The sequence below is a fragment of the Tardiphaga sp. 37S4 genome (assembly GCF_021044645.1).
Lineage (GTDB): Bacteria > Pseudomonadota > Alphaproteobacteria > Rhizobiales > Xanthobacteraceae > Tardiphaga > Tardiphaga robiniae.
Map to the genome: position 1 here is coordinate 1 of NZ_CP088008.1, position 2,500 is coordinate 2,500.

The following is a 2,500-nucleotide window of genomic DNA, read 5'->3' on the forward strand; positions in this document are numbered from 1 at the left end:
GGAGATTGACGCATCTGCGTCGGGCTGTTTGACAAGTTAAATTGAAGAAAGAGAAACGTGGACGGCGGAGTCCTTGCGGGTCTCGTTCGATGGAAGCTTCGGCTTCCTGAGGCGGGGCCGGACGAAAGACTTCGGCGGTACACGTTTTGAACAAAGGTTAACACCATCGTTGTTAGCGCTGTGAAGCGCGGACAGCAGATTGGCTGAACTTCGGTTTGGTCGATTTAGTATGGTGGGACCTCGTCAATACGTTGTGATCAGCCGGTTTAAAGTTTCAAGTCCAACTTGAGAGTTTGATCCTGGCTCAGAGCGAACGCTGGCGGCAGGCTTAACACATGCAAGTCGAACGGGCGTAGCAATACGTCAGTGGCAGACGGGTGAGTAACGCGTGGGAACATACCTCTTGGTTCGGAACAACACAGGGAAACTTGTGCTAATACCGGATAAGCCCTTACGGGGAAAGATTTATCGCCGAGAGATTGGCCCGCGTCTGATTAGCTAGTTGGTGGGGTAAAGGCCTACCAAGGCGACGATCAGTAGCTGGTCTGAGAGGATGATCAGCCACATTGGGACTGAGACACGGCCCAAACTCCTACGGGAGGCAGCAGTGGGGAATATTGGACAATGGGCGCAAGCCTGATCCAGCCATGCCGCGTGAGTGATGAAGGCCCTAGGGTTGTAAAGCTCTTTTGTACGGGAAGATAATGACGGTACCGTAAGAATAAGCCCCGGCTAACTTCGTGCCAGCAGCCGCGGTAATACGAAGGGGGCTAGCGTTGCTCGGAATCACTGGGCGTAAAGGGTGCGTAGGCGGGTTTTTAAGTCAGAGGTGAAATCCTGGAGCTCAACTCCAGAACTGCCTTTGATACTGAAAGTCTTGAGTATGGGAGAGGTGAGTGGAACTGCGAGTGTAGAGGTGAAATTCGTAGATATTCGCAAGAACACCAGTGGCGAAGGCGGCTCACTGGCCCATAACTGACGCTGAGGCACGAAAGCGTGGGGAGCAAACAGGATTAGATACCCTGGTAGTCCACGCCGTAAACGATGAATGCCAGCCGTTAGTGGGTTTACTCACTAGTGGCGCAGCTAACGCTTTAAGCATTCCGCCTGGGGAGTACGGTCGCAAGATTAAAACTCAAAGGAATTGACGGGGGCCCGCACAAGCGGTGGAGCATGTGGTTTAATTCGACGCAACGCGCAGAACCTTACCAGCCCTTGACATGTCTATGACCGGTACCAGAGATGGAACCTTCCCTTCGGGGCATAGAGCACAGGTGCTGCATGGCTGTCGTCAGCTCGTGTCGTGAGATGTTGGGTTAAGTCCCGCAACGAGCGCAACCCCCGTCCTTAGTTGCTACCATTTAGTTGAGCACTCTAAGGAGACTGCCGGTGATAAGCCGCGAGGAAGGTGGGGATGACGTCAAGTCCTCATGGCCCTTACGGGCTGGGCTACACACGTGCTACAATGGCGGTGACAATGGGATGCAAAAGGGCGACCTCTCGCAAATCTCAAAAAGCCGTCTCAGTTCGGATTGGGCTCTGCAACTCGAGCCCATGAAGTTGGAATCGCTAGTAATCGTGGATCAGCATGCCACGGTGAATACGTTCCCGGGCCTTGTACACACCGCCCGTCACACCATGGGAGTTGGTTCTACCTGAAGGCAGTGCGCTAACCGCAAGGGGGCAGCTGACCACGGTAGGGTCAGCGACTGGGGTGAAGTCGTAACAAGGTAGCCGTAGGGGAACCTGCGGCTGGATCACCTCCTTTCTAAGGATGGTTCTTCAGATGCTTGCATCTATCGAACCTCTTTTGAAACATCAGTGGCCAGACATTGGATCAATGTCTGAGCTGCATAGGCGGGACACCGCCGTCTTCGTTTCTCTTTCTTCGCGGACGAACACACGCTGGGGCGTGCTCGTGCTGCTTATTGGCGTTTGATCGCAAGGTCATGTCGATGAGCCGAGCGCAGTCCTTTGTTGTTAGGGCTTGTAGCTCAGTTGGTTAGAGCGCGCGCTTGATAAGCGTGAGGTCGGAAGTTCAAGTCTTCCCAGGCCCACCATATTTGCGCGCTTTGAATTGAAGCTGCTGCTGACGTCGACATCACATGCGCAAGCATCGCATCTGCAAAACGTGTTCTTTAGCGTTGAGCATTCGTCTTCTGGAACGGGGGCATAGCTCAGCTGGGAGAGCGCGTGCTTTGCAAGCATGAGGTCGTCGGTTCGATCCCGTCTGCCTCCACCAGAAACTTTGGTTGGATGCTGATGAGCGGTCGAGACGAAAACAACTTCAAGACATTCAGTGTGTTCAGACAGTGCGCGCCATATGGGCAGCGCCTGATTTAGTCCGCGGTATAACTTCGCTTGTCGGTCTTACGAGATCGACTGCGGGATTTATGACATCGTAAAGAGGAGATCGTTCCGAGGTTCGGGTCTGCAAGCAATTGCGGGTGCCGCAATCATAATCTCCAGGAATTGAGTGCGAACGCTTTGCTTGCAAAGC

Annotated in this window: 2 tRNA genes and 1 rRNA gene; all 3 read left to right on the forward strand. The window is 53.7% G+C overall.

Annotated elements, in window-relative coordinates:
* Positions 1-281: 281 nt before the first annotated feature.
* The 3 genes from LPB73_RS00005 to LPB73_RS00015 all read left to right on the forward strand — a co-directional run bounded on the left by LPB73_RS00005 (position 282) and on the right by LPB73_RS00015 (position 2,242).
* Positions 282-1,768: ribosomal RNA gene (locus LPB73_RS00005) — 16S ribosomal RNA — on the forward strand.
* Between the two features lie 215 nt (positions 1,769-1,983).
* Positions 1,984-2,060 (forward strand) — tRNA-Ile (locus LPB73_RS00010).
* Positions 2,061-2,166: 106 nt separating this feature from the next.
* Positions 2,167-2,242: transfer RNA gene (locus tag LPB73_RS00015), tRNA-Ala, on the forward strand.
* Positions 2,243-2,500: the final 258 nt, after the last annotated feature.